This window comes from Trinickia violacea (assembly GCF_005280735.1).
Classification (GTDB): Bacteria; Pseudomonadota; Gammaproteobacteria; order Burkholderiales; family Burkholderiaceae; genus Trinickia_A; species Trinickia_A violacea.
The window spans coordinates 40,235-57,503 of record NZ_CP040078.1 but is presented as its reverse complement, the minus strand read 5'-3'; the positions used below and the strand labels follow the sequence as shown (position 1 = coordinate 57,503).

Below are 17,269 nucleotides of genomic sequence, written 5' to 3'. Positions count from 1 at the left end.
CCAGAACAGCCAGTATTTGACGGAGTTGTTCGGCGGCACGAAGCGCGCGGGCGCGCTGGCGACCAACCACAAATAAGCGCCGCAAGGCGTCAGGTATTCGGCACGTTGTACGCCGTGCTGTTCGACACGATCGACAGAAACTCGCGCCGCGTCGACGGGTCCGTGCGGAAGGTGCCGAGCATCCGCGAGGTGACCATCTCGACGCCGGGCTTGTGCACGCCGCGCGTCGACATGCACTGATGCGCCGCCTCGAGGATCACGCCGACGCCCTTCGGCTGCAGGATCTCGTTCAACGTATCGGCGATCTGCGCGGTCATTTTCTCCTGGATCTGCAGACGCTTCGCGAACGCGTCGACGAGCCGCGCGAGCTTCGAAATGCCGACGACGCGATGCTCCGGCAGATACGCGACGTGCGCACGGCCGATGATCGGCACCATGTGATGCTCGCAATAGCTTTCGAAGCGGATGTCTTTCAGCACGATCATTTCGTCGTAGCCGTCCACCTCGGAGAAGGTGCGGGCGAGAATCTCGCGCGGATCTTGCAGATAGCCCGAGAAAAACTCTTCATACGCTCGCGTGACGCGCGCCGGGGTTTCGAGCAAGCCTTCACGCGTGGGATCGTCGCCGGCCCAGCGCAACAGCACGCGGACCGCGGCTTCCGCTTCTTCGCGCGTCGGACGGCTCAACGCGTCGCCGTGGTTGTTCTTCGCTCGAGATTCGTTCGTCATCCTTGGCTCCTAATGTGCCGCACGTGCCAACTTTGCCACCTGTGCCGCTTCGAAGCGGCCGGACTGTCGCTATCCGTTCCGCGTTCTGCATTGTTCCATGTTTTTCGGGGCGCCGCCCGGGCGGGTCGGCCCTGTCCATCGGCTTCATTTCGCGCCGTTTCCTTCGGTCGTTACTTGGGCCATTCGTCGGCAGCGTCGTTGAACAGTTCGGTGACCACGCCGCGCAGCCACGACATCCGCGGATCGTTGTGATACTTGCGATGCCAGTGTTGCTTGAGATCGAAATGCGGGAGCGGCAAAGGCGGCTCGACGAGCGTGATCGACGCATGCTCGGCGACATAGGCGAAGCCGATCGCGTGCGGCACGGTCGCGATCAAGTCGGTGCGCGCGAGAATGAACGGCAGGCTCATGAAGTGCGGCGTCTCGAGCACCGCGCGGCGGCGGATGCGCTTTTTCTCCAGAAACTTTTCGAGCACTTCCTGGCTGCGCCCTTCGGCGCGCACGACGGCGTGTCCGCACGCGAGGAACTGATCGAGCGTGAGCGGCCCGCCCGCTAGCGGGTGGCCGCTTCTCATCAAGCAGATGAAGCGGTGCGTAAACAGCCGTTGCTGGAAGAAATTGCTGCCCGAGAGGTCCGGGAAATAGCCGATCGCGAGATCCACGTCGCCGGTTTCGAGCCCGCGTTCGACATGCGCGGGGGGCAATGAAACCGAGCGCAGGTTGGCATGCGGCGCGCGCTGAGCGAAGAGCTGCAAGAGGCGCGGCAGGAACACGATCTCGCCGACGTCGGAGAGGGCGATCGAGAACGTGCGGGTCGTCGTGGCCGGGTCGAACTGCTGGGCGTCGAGCACGCCGCGCTCGATGTGCCCGAGCGCCTCGCGCGCGGCGGGAATGAGCGCGAGCGCGCGCGGCGTCGGCTCCATGCCGCGCGACGTGCGCACGAAGAGCGGATCGGCAAAATACTCGCGCAAGCGGCCGAGCGCCGTCGACACGCGCGGCTGGCTCACGCCGAGCAGCTCGGCGGCGCGGCTCACGTTGCGCGTGTCTTCCATCGCAACCAAGTAAGGGATCAAGTTCAAGTCGAGTTCTTGCATCGCCGCCATCTTGCGCCACCTTTATCTCTATTCCGTATACAACGTATCTGCATAATCGCGTTGCCGTATATTGGGGAAAGCGCCGACAATCGTTTCACTAATCGAATCAAAGTTCTGGAGACGAACATGCGCACACAAGTCGCCATCATCGGCGCAGGGCCTGCGGGCCTCTTGCTTTCCCATCTGCTTCGCCTGCAAGGCATCGATTCGATGATCGTCGAGGCGCGCTCGCGCGACTATTGCGAGAACCGCATCCGCGCCGGCGTGCTCGAGCAGGGCACGGTCGATACGCTCAACGAGGCCGGGCTCGGCGCGCGGATGCAGCGCGAAGGGCTCGTGCATCACGGCATCGAGCTGCTGTTCGGGCGCGAGCTGCACCGGATCGACATGACGGCGCTCACAGGCGGCCGCTCGATCACCGTCTATAGCCAGCATGAAGTCGTGCGCGATCTGATTGCCGCTGCGCTCGAGCATGACCAGACGCTCTATTTCGACGCGGAAGACGTGTCGCTGCATGGACTGCCAAGCGACGCGCCGCATGTCACGTTCAAGCATCGCGGCGTGGAGATGCGGATCGATTGCGACTACGTGGCCGGTTGCGATGGCTTTCACGGCATCTCGCGCGCGTCGATTCCGGCCGATGTGCTGCGCACCTACGAGCGCGTCTATCCGTTCGCGTGGCTGGGCATCCTCGCGGACGCGGCGCCCTCCAAGGACGAGCTCGTCTACGCGCATCACGAACGCGGCTTTGCGCTCTTCAGCATGCGCTCGCCGAGCGTCACGCGTCTCTACCTGCAATGCCATCCCGACGAAGACTTGGCGCTTTGGTCAGACGAGCGCATCTGGGCGGAACTGCGCACGCGCTTCGAGAATACGAGCGGATGGTTGCCGAACGAGGGGCACATTACGCAAAAGAGCGTGACGCCGATGCGCAGCTTCGTCACCGAACCGATGCAATACGGGCGTCTCTTCCTCGCGGGCGACGCCGCGCACATCGTGCCGCCGACCGGCGCGAAGGGGATGAATCTCGCGGTGGCCGACGTGCGGGTGCTGTCGCAGGCACTGGCGGCGCGCTATCGCGACGCGCGCACCGATTTGCTCGACGCCTACTCGCGGACCTGCCTCGAACGCATTTGGCGCTCCGAGCACTTTTCGTATTTCATGACCAACATGCTGCACCCCTCCTACGACGACACGCCCTTCGGCAATCGCATGAAGCTGGCCGAGCTGAAGTACGTGACGAGCTCTCACGCAGCGGCGCAATCGCTGGCGGAGAACTATGTGGGGCTGCCGTTCGCGGCATAGCGCAGGTGGACCGCTGCCGACCTCGACCTTGACAAGCGGTTCGCCCCGCCTCTATGATGCGCTGAAACGTTCGCTAATCGAATCTATGTTCGATAGTCGAACAAAACGTGGCCGACGCACCCCCCTCGCGACGGCTGACGGAGACGCCGGCCACGCCTTCGGGCGGGCCCCATCACGCAGCGGCCGGCAGCCCGCCGCATCATGAGGAAGACAGCATGGTTAACAAGATTTTCGAATCCCTCCAGTCGGCGGTGGCCGACATACACGACGGAGCGACGATCATGATCGGCGGCTTCGGCACGGCCGGGATGCCGTCCGAGCTGATCGACGCCCTGATCGAGCAGGGCGCGCGCGATCTGACCATCGTGAACAACAACGCAGGCAACGGCGACACGGGCCTGGCCGCGCTGCTCAAGACCAAGCGCGTGCGCAAGATCATCTGCTCGTTCCCGCGCCAGACCGATTCCTACGTGTTCGACGCGCTCTATCGCGCGGGCGAGATCGAGTTGGAGCTCGTGCCGCAGGGCAACCTCGCGGAGCGCATCCGCGCGGCGGGTGCCGGCATCGGCGGCTTTTTCACGCCGACGGGCTACGGCACGAAGCTCGCCGAGGGCAAGGAAACGCGCCTGATCGACGGCAAGCATTACGTGCTCGAAGCGCCGCTCCATGCCGACTTCGCGCTGATCAAGGCGTACAAGGGCGACCGCTGGGGCAATCTCGTCTATCGCAAGACGGCGCGCAATTTCGGCCCGATCATGGCGAGCGCGGCCAAGACGGCGATCGTGCAGGTGTCGGAAGTCGTGCCGCTCGGCGCATTGGATCCGGAAGTGATCGTCACACCGGGCATCTTCGTGCAGCGCGTGGTGGCAGTGCCGCAGACGGTGCATCGCGACGAACATGCCGAGCAAGCGGCTTAAGCGCCGAGGAGACTGAAAGATGAAACGACTGACCCGCGATGAAATGGCCAAGCGCGTCGCGCAGGACATCCCTGAAGGCGCTTACGTGAACCTCGGCATCGGCGTGCCGACGCTGGTGGCGAACCACCTCGCCGCCGACCGCGAAATCTTCCTGCACAGCGAAAACGGCTTGCTCGGCATGGGCCCCGCGCCCGCGCCCGGCGAAGAGGACGACGAGCTGATCAACGCCGGCAAGCAGCACGTGACGCTGCTCACAGGCGGAGCGTACTTCCACCACTCCGATTCGTTCGCGATGATGCGCGGCGGTCATCTGGACTTCTGCGTGCTCGGCGCGTTCCAGGTCTCCGCGCAAGGCGATCTCGCGAATTGGCACACCGGCGCGCCCGATGCGATTCCGGCCGTCGGCGGCGCGATGGATCTCGCGATCGGCGCGAAACAGGTGTACGTGATGATGGAGCACCTGACGAAGCAGGGCGAAAGCAAGCTCGTCGCCGAGTGCTCGTATCCGGTGACGGGCGTCGGCTGCGTCGACCGCATCTACACCGATCTCGCCGTGATCGACGTGACCCAGGCAGGGCTCGCCGTGCGCGAGATCTTCTCCGACATCTCGTTCGACGAATTGCAGAAGCTGACGGGCATCGCGCTCATCGACGCGACGCACGCCGCGGCTTCGGCTTGATCCCGGCCCGGCGCGGCCGGGCCTGACCTGGCCGCGCCTGAGTTGGCCGCGCCTGAGCCGGCCGCGCGTATTCGCGCATACGAATAACGCGGCTTCGCGAGACAATGGCAACACACGAGTCTCGCGCGCCGCTCGTTTCTCGCCTTTGCCGCCAAGGCGCGGTTTTCAATCTCCATCCATTCCATGCTCGAAGCCAGCGCACGCCTCACCAGCCTCATCTGCGGCACGCAATCGATGAACGACGTGTGGTCGCCGCGCGCCACGCTGCAGCGGATGCTCGATGTCGAAGCGGCGCTGGCGCGGGCATCGGCGGCGCATGGCGTGATTCCGCAGACGGCCGTCGGCGCGATCGAAACCGCGTGTCACGCTGAGACGCTCGACGCCGACGCGCTGACGCGCGACGCGGCGCTCGGCGGCAATCTTGCGATCCCGCTCGTCAAGCAGCTCACGGCGCGCGTGAAGGATATCGATGCCGAGGCGTCGAAATTCGTCCACTGGGGCGCGACGAGCCAGGACATCATCGATACGGCCACCGTGCTGCAACTGCGCGACACCTTCGCGCTCATCGACGCCGATCTGCGCACCACCTGCGATGCGCTCGCCGCGCTCGCCAAGCAACATCGCGCGACGCCGCTGATCGGCCGCACGTGGCTGCAGCAGGCGCTGCCGATGACGCTCGGCCTCAAGTTCGCGCAGTGGCTCGACGCCCTGTTGCGGCACCGCGCACGCCTCGCCGAATTGCGCGCGCGCGTGCTCGTGCTGCAATTCGGCGGCGCGGCCGGCACGCTCGCGAGCTTGCGCGAGGCGGCGCCCGCCGTGGCCGCCTCGCTCGCGCACGAGCTGGGCCTCGCACTGCCCGCCGTGCCGTGGCACACGCAGCGCGACCGGATTGCCGAATCGGCGTCGCTGTTCGGCATGTTGATCGGCACGCTCGGCAAGATCGCGCGCGATATCTCGCTGCAGATGCAGACCGAAATCGGCGAGCTCGCGGAGCCGGCCGCGGCCGGCAAGGGCGGCTCGTCGACGATGCCGCACAAGCGCAATCCGGTCGGCTGCGCGGCGGTGCTCACCGCGGCGGCGCGCGCCCCCGGGCTCGTCGCGACCGTGCTCGCGGGCATGGTCCAAGAGCACGAGCGCGCGCTCGGCGGCTGGCAGGCCGAATGGGATGCGTTGCCCGATCTCGCGCGCCTCGCCGGCGGCGCGCTCGCGCAGATCGCGCAGATCGTCGCCGGCCTCAATGTGGACGTCGAGCGGCTCGCGGCCAATCTCGGCGTCACGCACGGACTCATTCTCGGCGAGGCGGTGATGCTGGCGCTCGGCGACAAGATCGGCCGGCTCGATGCGCACAAGCTTGTCGAGCACGCGTCGAAGACCGCCGTGCAATCGGGCCGAACGCTCTTCGACGTGCTTGCCGCCGACGCCGCCGTCACCATCCATCTTCCCCTCGCACGCTTGCAGCAGCTGCTCGACCCGGCGCAGTACGTCGGGCAGGCGCATGCGTACGTCGACGCCGTGCTCTCGCTGCACGCCACCGCAACCGACCAGGAGTAATCGCAATGCCCTTCGCCGCCGTCAATGGCATCAACCTTCACTATCGGGTCGATGGCGCACAGAACGCCGACGCGCCGTGGCTCGTGCTGTCGAATTCGCTCGGCGCGGATCTGTCGATGTGGACCGCGCAAGTCGAGGCGTTCTCGAAGCACTTCCGCGTGCTGCGCTACGACACGCGCGGCCACGGTCATTCCGACGCCCCCAAGGGGCCCTACACGATCGAGCAATTGACCGGCGACGTGCTCGGCCTGCTCGATGCGCTCAAGATCGAACGCGTGAATTTCTGCGGCATTTCGATGGGCGGCCTGACGGGAATCGCGCTTGCCGCGCGGCATCCGCAGCGCTTGAATCGCGTCGTGCTGTCGAATACGGCGGCGCGCATCGGCTCGCCGGATGTCTGGGTCCCGCGCGCGAAACGCTCGCGTGAAGAGGGCATGCTCGCGATTGCGGATGCCGTTCTGCCGCGCTGGTTCAGCGCCAAGTTCATCGAGAGCGAGCCGCTCGTCTTCGCTCAGATCCGCGATGTGTTCGTGCACACGGACAACGAAGGCTACGCGTCGAATTGCGAGGCCATCGATGCCGCCGATCTGCGCGGCGAACTCGCGGGCATCAAGGTGCCGTCGCTCGTGATCACCGGCACGCACGACGTCTCGACGACCGCCGAGCAAGGCCGCGCGCTCGCGAGCGGCATTCCCGGCGCGCGCTACGTCGAACTGGACGCCTTCCACATTTCCAATATCGAGCGAGCCGGCGAATTTACGCCGACCGTGCTCGACTTCCTGACGGGGCAGCCATGAACGACGAAGAGCGCTACGAAGCCGGGATGAAGGTGCGCCGAGCGGTGCTCGGCGACGCGCACGTCGATCGTTCGCTCGAGAACCGCACGGAGCTGACGACGGAATTCCAGAACTTCATTTCGCGCTATGCGTGGGGCGAGATCTGGACGCGCGAAGGGTTGCCGCGCCATACGCGCAGTCTGTTGACGATTGCGATGATGGTGGCGCTGAACCGCGGCGAAGAGCTGGCGATGCATATCCGCGCGGCGAAGAACAACGGCGTGACGCGCGACGAGATCAAGGAAGTGCTGCTGCAGACGGCGATCTACTGTGGCGTACCGGCGGCGAATTCCGCGTTTCACTTGGCGGACAAGGTGTTTCGCGACGAAGACGCCGGGGAAGCGCCGTCCGCCAAGTAAGCCTGCCGCCCGGGCGAGAGGGGCTGCGGCCCCGCTATTCCTCTGCGTCGTGCTCGGCGACGAAGCGCATCAGGAACGCGCGGATGGCGGCTTCGGCGGCGCGATGGTCGGCGCAGCTTTTCGAGCCCGCGTCGGCTTCGTCGCCGAATAGCGTCGGCGGCGCGCTATAGACGCCGACCTCGAACCCTTCACGCAGCACGCGAATCTCGTGCGCCGTCTCCGAGTATTCGGCCACCCAGTGAATGCCTTCGATGTGGGTGCCGGTTCTGATGGGTACTTTCATCGGTGTCCCCCTCATCGGCACCGGCCGCGCGAGGTAGCGCGACAACGGCGCCGCTTTCAAGCCTACGCCGATCGCTGGCGTTGCGCACGTTGCGGGTGCGATAGGTGCGAAACGCCAGACGATTGTCACAGGCTCGTCACCGAATTCCCATCAATGATTGATCGACTCGAGCGATCGTCCGCGCGTGGACGGCCCGAGCAGAATCATGCAGATCGCGACCACCATCGACGCGCCGATGAACACCGCCACTCCCGGCACGCCATAGCCGTGCAGCAGAATGCCGATCGCGAGGCCCGCGAACGCCGCCGCAATCCGGCTCCACGAATAGACGAAACCCACTGCGCGGGCGCGCACGCGCGTCGGATACAGCTCGGCTTGATAGCCGTGATACGCGTACGACATGATGTTCGACGCGAGCGTGAACAGCACGCCGAGGATGATCAGGATCGTCGGGTCGGACGCTTGTGAGAAGAGCGCGATCACGACGCCCATCACGAACAGCGCGGTGCAGATTTGCGTCTTGCGCTCGACCTTGTCGGCGAACCACATGCCGAACAGCGGACCGAACGGGTTCGCGATGGCGATGACGAAGGCGTAGCCGAGGCTCGCCGTCACATGGACGCCGCGATGGATCAAGAGCGTCGGCACCCATGCCGCAAAGCCGTAGAAGCCGATCACTTGCGCCATGTTGAAGATCGACAGAATGATCGTGCGCTTCAAATACAGCGGACCGAAGATCTCGGCGTACGAACCGCGGCCTTCCTTTTCCTCGACCGCGATTTGCCCGAGCGGCGGCAGGGTGCCTTTTTCCTTGGCGACGCGCGCTTCGATATCCGCGATGATGCGCTCGGCCTCATCGACACGGCCGTGACGCGCGAGCCAGCGCGGGCTTTCCGGCACGTTGCGGCGGATGATCCACACGGCGATCGCGCCGACCGAGCCGATCAGGATCACCACGCGCCAATACTCGAGGCCGAACGGATGCGAGCCTTTCATGGCCCAGGCGAGGAACGCGATCACCGGCACCACGGAGAACGTGATGAACTGGTTCGCGGCGTACGCGCGGCCGCGCTCGGCGCTCGGAATCAGCTCGGAGATGTAGGAATCGATCGTGACGAGCTCGACGCCGATGCCGATGCCCGCGATGATGCGCCAGATGTTGATCCACTCGCCGGTGGCCTGGAACGCCATGATGATCGTGCAGACCATGTACCAGACGAGCGACCACGTGAAGATGAAGCGTCGCCCGAAGCGGTCGGCGACCGAGCCGAAGATCAGCGCGCCGATCCACAGCCCCGCGAAGGTCGAGAACACGAAGGTGCCGAAACCGGCCACCGAGAGCCCGGCGAGCGATTCGAAGATGCCGAGCGACTCCGGCTTGAAGAGCCCCGATTCGACCATGCCGGGCGCCACGTAGCCCGTGAAGAACAGATCGTAGAACTCGAATACCCCGCCGAGCGAGATCAGGATCACCATCGTCCAGACGGTGCGCGACGGGGGCAGGCGGTCGAACCGCGCAGCAATTTCAGCCGACTTCTGGTGGGACATTGTTGCCTCTTGGTTATCGGAAGCGATCGTTTAATTGGCGGTCTCCAAACCAGGCTAATGTCGCACACGGTTAATGCGCTCAACAATGCGTGCGAATACCGACTTCTCGGTCGGTCCTATCGAGCCGACGAATGCGAACCGTAAGGCGATGACGTTTGTTAGCGCGTGGCAGCGCGGTTTCGGTAATGCGTTCGCGTAGGGAATCAATCGCGCACCGGTATGACGGTTCATACCAGTGCGCTTCACTTCACATCACTTCACGCCAGCCAGCACGTCCCTCACCGTCCCAAAGATGCGCGCGATCTGTTCTTCGTCGACGATCAGCGGCGGCGAGAACGCGAGGATATCGCCCGTGTAGCGCACGAGCACGCCGGCTTCGAAGCACTTGACGAACGCCTCGTAGGCGCGCGCGCCCGGTGCGCCGTCGCGCGATTCCAGTTCGATGCCCGCCACCAAGCCGAGGTTGCGCACGTCTTTCACGTGCGGCGCGCCGCGCAGCGCATGCGCTGCCGTTTCGAACGCCGGTGCTAGGCTTGCCGCGCGCTCGAAGAGCGCTTCCTTGCGATAGAGATCAAGCGTCGCGACAGCGGCCGCGGTCGCCGCCGGATGCGCCGAATACGTGTAGCCATGGAACAGCTCGATCGCGCCGGGTGCGCCGCTGTTCACGACCGTGTCGTGCACGTTGCGGTGCGCCGCGACCGCGCCCAACGGAATCGCCGCGTTGTTGATCGCCTTGGCCATCGTGATCAGGTCCGGCGTCACGCCGAAGTACTCGCTGGCCGTCGCCTTGCCGAGCCGGCCGAAGCCCGTGATCACTTCGTCGAAGATCAAGAGAATGCCGTGCTTCGTGCAGATCTCGCGCAGCTTCTGCAGATAGCCTTGCGGCGGAATCAGCACGCCGGTCGAGCCCGCGACCGGCTCGACGATGACGGCGGCGATCGTCGACGCGTCGTGCAGCGTCACGATGCGCTCGAGTTCGTCGGCGAGATGCGCGCCCCACGCGGGCTGGCCTTTCGAGTAGGCGTTGTGTTCGAGGCTATGCGTGTGCGGCAGATGATCGACGTTGCCGAGCAAGGAGCCGGAGTACGTCTTGCGGTTCGGCGAGATGCCGCCGACCGAGATGCCGCCGAAGCCGACGCCGTGATAGCCGCGCTCGCGCCCGATCAGCCGCGTGCGCTGCGCTTCGCCGCGCGCGCGATGGTAGGCGAGGGCGATTTTCAAAGCGGTGTCGACCGATTCCGAACCCGAGTTCGTGAAGAAGATGCGGTCGAGCCCTTCGGGCATCACCTCGGCCACTTTGGTCGCGGCTTCGAACGCGAGCGGGTGGCCCATCTGGAAGGTCGGCGCGAAGTCGAGCGTGCTCAGCTGCTGCTGCACGGCAGCGACGATCTCGTCCCGGCAGTGACCGGCGTTCACGCACCACAGGCCCGCACAGGCGTCGAGGATTTCACGGCCGTCCGTGGAACGGTAGTACATGCCTTTCGCCGATTCCAAGAGGCGCGGCGCCGCCTTGAATTGGCGGTTCGCGGTGAACGGCATCCAGAAGTTCGACAGGTCGTCGATGACGGGGCGCGATGTCATGAGAGATCTCCGTTTCTCATTGAAGTGGTAGCGCAACTCTAGCGTCCGCTGTTTAATGGCGGCATAAACAGTTGGTGGACTGATCTGCTAACTGTGCTGGTAAGTTACGGTCAACTGTATTGGTCGAAAGCGAGTCTCTCAGCATGGTCGAATTGAATCTGGAGCGTGACCGAAGCCAGGCGCCGACGCTCGTCGAGCAGCTCGTGCGCGGCTTCGAGCAAGCGATCGAAGGACAGTCGCTGCGCGCGGGGGCGCTGCTGCCGTCGGTGCGGCAGCTCGCGCAGACCCATGCTTTGAGCACGTTCACCGTGACCGAGGCCTATAACCGTCTGGTTTCGATGGGGCTCGTCGTCGCGCGGCGCGGCTCCGGCTACCGGGTCGCGGCGCGCGGACCGGCGGCGCGCGCCGCGGTGCTCGACTGGCAGCCGCCGAGCCTGACGGCGACCTGGCTGCTATCCGATGTGTTCGCCGACCATTCGATGCCGATCAAGGCCGGTTGCGGCACGCTCCCCAACGAGTGGATCAACGAGGGCGGCCTGCATCACGCGCTGCGCGCGCTCGCGCGCGTGCCGGCGGCGCGGCTCGCCGATTACGGGCATCCGTATGGATTCGCGCCGCTGCGCGAGCGTGTGGCGGAGCAACTAGACCGCCACGGCCTGCCCGTCGACGTGTCGAACGTGCTGCTCACGCAGGGCGCGACCCAGGCGCTCGACCTGATCGTGCGCACGCTGCTGCGCGCGGGCGATGCGGTGATCGTCGAAGACCCGGGCTACTGCAATCTGCTGCAGATATTGAAGCTCGCGGGGCTCGTCGTGCTTGGCGTGCCGCGCACGCCAAGCGGCATCGATGCCGACGCGCTAGAGGCGCTCGTGACCGAACACCGGCCCAAGGCGATCTTCGTGAACACGACGCTGCAAAACCCGACCGGCGCGACGTTCAGCATGGCCTCGGCGTTCCGGCTGCTGCAGATCGCGGAGCGGCATCGGCTGTGGGTCATCGAAGACGACGTGAGCCGCGAGCTGGCGGCGCCCGGCGCGCCGATGCTCGCCGCGATGGAGGGTTTGCGGCGCGCGCTCTATGTGGGCGGATTTTCGAAGACGATCACGCCGGGACTGCGAAGCGGCTATGTCGTCGCGGAGCGCGATGTCTTGCGCGAACTCGCGCGCACGAAGATGGCAGTGGGGCTGACGTCGTCGGAGACGATCGAGCGCATCGTCGACAAGGTGATGGTCGAAGGGCGCTACGCGAGGCATGTCGAGACGGTCAACGAGAAGCTCAAGGAAGCGCACATCGCCGTCGAGGAGCGGATGGATGCGCTCGGGCTCGAGGTGTTTCATCGGCCGCGCGCGGGGCTGTTCTTATGGGCGCGATTGCCGATCGAAGCGGAGCGCGCGGGAGAGGTGGTGACAGCGGCGTTGCGCGACGGCATTTGGCTCGCGCCGGGCTCGTATTTCAGGCCCGACGACGCGCCAAGCGAGTGGTTCCGCTTCAACGTCCCGTATTCGACCGACGATGCATTGTGGAGCTTCGTGCGGCGGGTTGTTTGACACGGCGCCGCGTCTTGCCTTGCCCCCAAGCCTCACTCCGGCAACCCCTTGCCACGCGTTTCCGGCAAGAACCACGGAATCAAGATCCCGAGCACGTAGCACGAGCTCATGATCAGCGCCGCATGCGACACCCCGCCGAACGCCTTGATCATCGAGCCCGACAGAATCGGAAACACCCAAGCGATCAAACGCGCCGCGTTGAACACGAAGCTGATGGCCGTCGAGCGCACCGTCGGCGTGAACAGCTCGCACGGATAGATCGCCATCCATGCATATGCGCAGCCGAGCGTGAAGAACCCGTTGATCGGCGCGATGATCAGCATTCCGCTTAGCGTCGCCGTGTAGTGGTACGTGATGATCGTCGTGATGAGCGAGCCCACGAACGTCATGCACAGGAACGCGCGCCGGCCGATCGAATCGACGATGAAGCCCGACGCCAGATACGCGACGATCGCGCCGACGGTGTAGACGATCGAGATCCGCGAGCCCCACGCGAGGGCGTCCGCGGCGCTCGTCGCTTTTGCCAGCGAGACCGTGAACGTCGGCAGCCAGCTCGAAATGGCCCACCAGCCCGTGGTCGAAATGACCGACAGGAGCATCGTCAACAGCGTGCGGCGCAGCGCTTCGCGCTCGCTGAACAATTGCTTGAGCGTGAACGGGCGCTTGTCCGCGTTGCCTGCTTTAGCCGTAGCACGGCCGCTTGCATCGGCAGTCGCGCTCCAACGCTTCTCCTTGACGGCCTGTTGCCACTTCTCCGATTCGCTCAAGCCGCGCCGCAGATAGAGCACGAACAACGCAGGCAACGCGCCGGCGACGAACATCAGCCGCCAGGTCTCGGCACCCAACGGGTGCGCCGACGAAAGCGCATACCAGACGACAGCCGCAAGCAGCGTCCCCCAGCCGAATCCCGATTGCAGAAAGCCTGCGCCTTTGGCGCGGGCATGCTCGGGCCACGTTTCCGAAACGAGCGCAACACCGGTGCTCCATTCGCTGCCCATCGCGAGGCCCGTGAGAAAGCGCAGCGAGCACAGCACGAAGAACGAGCCGGAAAACGCGGTCAGCCCGGAGAACATCGCATAGAGGAACACCGACCACAGCATCATGCGTTTGCGCCCGACATAGTCCGCGAGGATGCCGCCGACCAGACCGCCGACGCCCCAGCCCAGCAGCGTGATGCCGATCACGCCGCCCGCGTAGACGGGCGTCGACAACGCCTGCTCGGGCGTGAGCACCGACTTGAGCATCGGCGCGAGCACGACGACGAGCGCGAGCGCTTCGAAGCCGTCGAAGATCCAGCCGAGGAAGCTGCCGCGCAGCACGCGCCAGTGAGTGGGCGTGAGGCCGTCGTACCAGTGCGCTTTGGGTGGCTGCGCGATGTGGGTTTCTTGCATGTTGTCGTCTCCTGTGTGGGCACGCGGGCGCCTTTGCGATTTTTTAATCGTCTGTTCTTGCGGGCGCCCAATGTGATGGCGAAATAGTTTGCGCTCAACCTCGCGGTTCTGCAGAAGCCGCGTCGCGTTGCAACGCCCGCTCGCGGATCGCGGCGAAATCCGCAGGCAGCGGATGCAGATCGAGCCGCCGTCCCGCCTTGACGATCTGGCTTGGCGTTTCATGGCCGATCAGCGCCGGCAAGCGCTTCGACGCCGCGATGAGCGCGGCAAGATCGACGCCGGTGTCGTATCCCATGCATTCCAGCGCATGCACGATCTCTTCGCTGCAGACATTGCCGCTCGCACCCGGCGCATACGGACAGCCGCCGATTCCGCCGAGCGACGCGTCGAAGCGATTCGCGCCCGCGTCGATCGCGGCCAGCACGTTGGCGAGGCCCATGCCGCGCGTATTGTGGAAATGCAGCGTCAATTCGGTGTGCGGCCAGTGCTCGATGAACATCGCCGTGAGCCGCGCGACTTGGCTCGGATAGGCCATGCCGGTCGTATCGCAAAGCGTGATGCCGCGCGCGCCCGCTTCTTCGATGAGGCGCTGCGACCAGTGCAGCACGGTGGCCTCCGACACGTCCCCCTCCATCGGGCAGCCGAATGCGCAAGACAGCGAGATGTCGACGGGCAGCTTCGACGCACGCGCGAGGCTCGCGACCTGCTTGAGCGCGCCGAACGACTGCGCTTGCGTCATGCGCAGGTTCGCGAGGTTGTGGCTTTCGCTCGCGGACATCACGAGGTTCAGCTCGTCCGCGCGCGCGTCGATGGCACGCTCGGCGCCGCGCACGTTGGGCACGAGCGCCGTATAGACGACGCCCGGCTTGCGCTCGATCTCACGCATCACGATTTCCGCGTCGCGCAGCGCGGGGATCGCTTGCGGCGACACGAACGCGGTCACTTCGATCTTCGCCACGCCCGAGTCCGACAGCGCGTTGACGAGCGCGATCTTGTCCTGCGTATCGACGAATGCGCATTCGGCTTGCAGACCGTCGCGCGTGCCGACCTCTTGCATATGGATGCGGCGGTGTTCTCCGTTCCAGACGTTCGTGCTCATGCAATCGCTCCTTTTTCGCGCAGTTCGGCAATGCGCGCGTCGGAAAGGCCGATCTCGCGCAGCACGTCGGTGGTGTCGCCGCCGAGCTTCGGCGCCGACGAGCGGATCGAGCCCGGCGTCGCCATCAGCTTCGGCACGATGCCCGGCACGTCGACTTCGTAGCCGTCGCGCGTGGTTTGCCGAAGGATCATGTCGCGGGCGCGGTAGTGCGGGTCTTCGGCGATGTCCTTGGCCGTGTAGATCTTGCCGGCGGGCACGCCCGCATCCGACAACGCGGCGAGCACGTCTTTCACGGACCGTTCGACGCTCCAGCGCTCGATCGCCCGGTCCAGCTCGTCGACGCGTTCGACCCGTCCCGCGTTGTTCGCGAGCGCCGGGTCGGCGGCGAGATCGGCGCGGCCGATCGCCGTCATCAAGCGCTTGAAGATGCTGTCGCCGTTGCCCGCGATCAGCACATAGCCGTCGGCGCAGCGATACGCGTTGGACGGCGCGATGCCGGGCAGCGCGCTGCCGGCCGCTTCGCGCACGGCGCCGAACGCGCTGTATTCGGGGATCAGGCTTTCCATCACGTTGAACACGGCTTCGTGAAGCGCGACGTCGATGACTTGCCCTTTGCCGCCGTTCGCGTCGCGGTGATAGAGCGCGGTGAGCACGCCGATCACGCCGTGCAGCGCGGCGAGCGTGTCGCCGATCGAGATGCCGCAACGCACGGGCACGCGGCCGGGCTCGCCCGTCAGGTGCCGCAGTCCGCCCATCGCTTCGCCGATCGAGCCGAATCCCGGCAGGTCGCGATAGGGGCCGGTCTGACCGTAGCCGGAGATGCGCAGCATGACGAGCCGCGGGTTCAGCGCCGACAGTTGCTCGTAGCTCATGCCCCAGCTTTCGAGCGTGCCGGGGCGGAAGTTTTCGATGAGGACGTCGGCCTCGGCGATCAGCTGGCGGGCGATGTCCTGCCCTTCCGCGCTGCGAAGATCGAGCGCGACCGAGCGCTTGTTGCGCGACTGGACTTGCCACCAGACCGAGGTGCCTTCCTTCATCAAGCGCCAGTTGCGCAGCGGATCGCCGGAGCCGGGCGGCTCGATCTTGATGACGTCGGCGCCGAAATCGCCGAGCGTCTTGCCGGCGAACGGGCCGGCGATCAGCTGGCCCATTTCGATCACGCGCACGCCTTTGAGCGCGGCGGGCGACGCGGGGAAGGGGGATTGGCCGCTCATGGGGGTGTCTCCATAGGCGCCTGCGTCAGTGGAGTGACCGAGGCGCGATGTCATGAAAACGATTCTGCGCGCGAGCGCGCGCGGGCGGAATGCGGCAGTGGGAGAACCAGCTTTCGCGAAACGCGAAAGCTGCGTCGCGACGATCGAGGCGATCGAGCTGCGGGTCAGGCCGCCTTCGTGGTACCTGGCGCCGCGCCGATCAGATGGTTGACGAGCAAGCGTGCGGGCTTGGGCAGCGCGCCGAGATCGCGCGCGCAAATGAGCAACTGGCGCTCGGCCCAATCCTCGGACAAAGCGATCTTGTGCAAGCCCATCGAGCGCAGATGCGGACGCACGGCCGCATCCGGCAGCACCGCGATGCCGAGTCCCGCGGCGACCATCAGGCACATCGCGTCGAAGCTGCGCACCTGGATGCGCAATTTCAGGCGTTTGCCGGAAGCATCGGTGGCCAGTTGCAGACGCTTGGCGAGCGACGTATCGCGCGCGAGGCTGACGAAATCGAAGTCCAGTGCTTCGTCGAAGGAAATCGACTTGCGGCGGGCCAAAGGGTGGGAGGTCGGCACGACCAGCACGAGCTGATCGCGACGGTAGAAGGTGGTCTGTAAGCCGAGCGTCGGCATCTGATCCGCGAGGATGCCGAAATCGGCCTGACCGTCGACCACGGCCAGCGCCACCTGTTCGCTGTTCTGCTCCTCGAGCTCGATGCGGATTTCCGGATTCGCCGCCGTGAAGGCCGCGATCTCGGCGGGCAGGAATTGCGTGATCGCCGACGTGTTCGCCCACAGCCGCACCACGCCGACGACGCCCGCGGCGTAATCGGAAAGATCGGCCGAGAGCTGGTCGACGTCGTTCAGGATGCGCTGGGCGTGGCGCTGCAGCGCGTCGCCGGCTGCCGTCAGCGTGATGCCTCGGGAATGGCGCTCGAACAGCTCGGTGCCGACGGCGGCTTCGAGATCGGCGATGCGCTTGCTCGCGGCCCCTACCGCGAGATGCGCAAGCTCGGCGCCTTTGCTGATGCTTCCGCTGCGAACGACGAGCGTGAAGAGCGAAAGCGAAACCAGGTCGAGGCGGTGGAGATTCATGTCCGGGGGCTCAGCGCGTGGCGATGCCACGATTATGGAGCACCCCGCTCGCTAC

General features: G+C 65.6%; 16 protein-coding genes. 7 read left to right on the top strand and 9 right to left on the bottom strand.

The window, feature by feature from the left end; genetic code table 11:
• Positions 1-89 precede the first annotated feature (89 nt).
• Together folE and FAZ95_RS22200 are read right to left on the bottom strand one after the other, a co-directional pair.
• Entirely contained in the window at positions 90-728 is a 639-nt protein-coding gene (gene folE / locus FAZ95_RS22205; RefSeq protein WP_137334706.1) for a GTP cyclohydrolase I FolE, read from the bottom strand.
• 170 nt (positions 729-898) lie between these two features.
• Positions 899-1,822, bottom strand: a complete 924-nt coding sequence (locus FAZ95_RS22200; protein ID WP_137337539.1) for a LysR family transcriptional regulator — start codon at positions 1,820-1,822, stop codon at positions 899-901.
• 126 nt (positions 1,823-1,948) lie between these two features.
• Between FAZ95_RS22200 and pobA the strand changes: the two genes are divergently transcribed.
• From pobA to pcaC, 6 genes are all read left to right on the top strand, one after another.
• Positions 1,949-3,127, top strand: a complete 1,179-nt coding sequence (pobA, locus tag FAZ95_RS22195; protein ID WP_137334705.1) for a 4-hydroxybenzoate 3-monooxygenase — start codon at positions 1,949-1,951, stop codon at positions 3,125-3,127.
• 215 nt (positions 3,128-3,342) lie between these two features.
• A complete protein-coding gene (locus FAZ95_RS22190; RefSeq protein ID WP_137334704.1) occupies positions 3,343-4,044 on the top strand; it encodes a 3-oxoacid CoA-transferase subunit A in 702 nt (233 codons plus the stop codon).
• 19 nt (positions 4,045-4,063) lie between these two features.
• A complete protein-coding gene (locus FAZ95_RS22185; protein WP_137334703.1) occupies positions 4,064-4,723 on the top strand; it encodes a CoA transferase subunit B in 660 nt (219 codons plus the stop codon).
• 183 nt (positions 4,724-4,906) lie between these two features.
• The gene (locus FAZ95_RS22180; RefSeq protein ID WP_137334702.1) at positions 4,907-6,274 is read left to right on the top strand and encodes a 3-carboxy-cis,cis-muconate cycloisomerase; all 1,368 of its coding nucleotides are present in this window, start codon (positions 4,907-4,909) and stop codon (positions 6,272-6,274) included.
• 5 nt (positions 6,275-6,279) lie between these two features.
• Positions 6,280-7,071 carry a 3-oxoadipate enol-lactonase gene (gene pcaD / locus FAZ95_RS22175; protein WP_137334701.1) on the top strand — a complete coding sequence of 264 codons (792 nt, stop codon included), beginning with the start codon at positions 6,280-6,282 and terminating at the stop codon, positions 7,069-7,071.
• Positions 7,068-7,469: a 4-carboxymuconolactone decarboxylase gene (gene pcaC / locus FAZ95_RS22170; protein WP_137334700.1), complete on the top strand. Its 402-nt coding sequence runs from the start codon at positions 7,068-7,070 to the stop codon at positions 7,467-7,469. Before pcaD ends, pcaC begins: the two co-directional genes overlap by 4 nt.
• Before the next feature lie 34 nt (positions 7,470-7,503).
• Here the strand turns inward: pcaC and FAZ95_RS22165 are convergent, their stop codons facing one another.
• The 3 genes from FAZ95_RS22165 to aptA form a co-directional block, all read right to left on the bottom strand.
• The gene (locus FAZ95_RS22165) at positions 7,504-7,752 is read right to left on the bottom strand and encodes a hypothetical protein (RefSeq protein ID WP_137334699.1); all 249 of its coding nucleotides are present in this window, start codon (positions 7,750-7,752) and stop codon (positions 7,504-7,506) included.
• Positions 7,753-7,902: 150 nt separating this feature from the next.
• Positions 7,903-9,228: an MFS transporter gene (locus tag FAZ95_RS22160; RefSeq protein ID WP_217497487.1), complete on the bottom strand. Its 1,326-nt coding sequence runs from the start codon at positions 9,226-9,228 to the stop codon at positions 7,903-7,905.
• 324 nt (positions 9,229-9,552) lie between these two features.
• A complete protein-coding gene (gene aptA / locus FAZ95_RS22155; RefSeq protein WP_137334697.1) occupies positions 9,553-10,881 on the bottom strand; it encodes an omega-aminotransferase AptA in 1,329 nt (442 codons plus the stop codon).
• Positions 10,882-11,024: 143 nt separating this feature from the next.
• Here aptA and FAZ95_RS22150 point away from each other — a divergent pair, with 143 nt between their 5' ends.
• On the top strand, positions 11,025-12,428 hold the full coding sequence (locus FAZ95_RS22150) for an aminotransferase-like domain-containing protein (protein ID WP_137334696.1): 1,404 nt from the start codon (positions 11,025-11,027) through the stop codon (positions 12,426-12,428).
• A 32-nt stretch (positions 12,429-12,460) separates the two neighbouring features.
• Here the strand turns inward: FAZ95_RS22150 and FAZ95_RS22145 are convergent, their stop codons facing one another.
• From FAZ95_RS22145 to FAZ95_RS22130, 4 genes are all read right to left on the bottom strand, one after another.
• The gene (locus FAZ95_RS22145) at positions 12,461-13,819 is read right to left on the bottom strand and encodes an MFS transporter (protein WP_137334695.1); all 1,359 of its coding nucleotides are present in this window, start codon (positions 13,817-13,819) and stop codon (positions 12,461-12,463) included.
• 94 nt (positions 13,820-13,913) lie between these two features.
• Positions 13,914-14,918: a hydroxymethylglutaryl-CoA lyase gene (locus FAZ95_RS22140; protein ID WP_137334694.1), complete on the bottom strand. Its 1,005-nt coding sequence runs from the start codon at positions 14,916-14,918 to the stop codon at positions 13,914-13,916.
• Entirely contained in the window at positions 14,915-16,132 is a 1,218-nt protein-coding gene (locus FAZ95_RS22135; protein ID WP_137334693.1) for a CaiB/BaiF CoA transferase family protein, read from the bottom strand. The genes FAZ95_RS22140 and FAZ95_RS22135 overlap by 4 nt, the downstream gene beginning before the upstream one ends.
• Positions 16,133-16,296: 164 nt before the next feature.
• Positions 16,297-17,214, bottom strand: coding sequence for a LysR substrate-binding domain-containing protein (locus FAZ95_RS22130; RefSeq protein WP_137334692.1), 918 nt, complete (start codon positions 17,212-17,214; stop codon positions 16,297-16,299).
• Positions 17,215-17,269 lie beyond the last annotated feature (55 nt).